A 398-nucleotide genomic window follows, 5' to 3' on the forward strand; every position below is an offset into this window, starting at 1 on the left:
CACAGATGCTCGCGTCCACTGTGCAGTTCTCAAACAACGACCAACCACCCATCACCCCGGGAACAACATCCCGAGTGCACTGGGGCCGGCATCCCGAAGGACGAGCCTCACGGCCGCGCCCTCAGACACCCAACAGCGTGCCCGACACTCCTCGCTGACAAGATCCGCGTTCCACGCCGAAGCAGTACTAGCGCTCTCATCCATCCGAAGTGTGCCGAGTAGTCAACGTTCCACCCATGAGCTGACCACCGTCGGACGTTTGCCGACGTAGTGGCTCTGACTGCCTTGCGGCAGCTAGATGCTCCTTAGAAAGGAGGTGATCCAGCCGCACCTTCCGGTACGGCTACCTTGTTACGACTTCGTCCCAATCGCCAGTCCCACCTTCGACAGCTCCCTCC

The 398-nt window shown here is 60.8% G+C and carries 1 rRNA gene; it reads right to left on the reverse strand.

Going from position 1 to position 398, the window contains the following annotated elements:
- Positions 1-309: 309 nt before the first annotated feature.
- A 16S ribosomal RNA gene (locus IG64_RS37235) occupies positions 310-398 on the reverse strand; the annotation flags it as partial.

Source organism: Streptomyces sp. NRRL S-340, from assembly GCF_000720185.1.
Classification (GTDB): Bacteria; Actinomycetota; Actinomycetes; order Streptomycetales; family Streptomycetaceae; genus Streptomyces.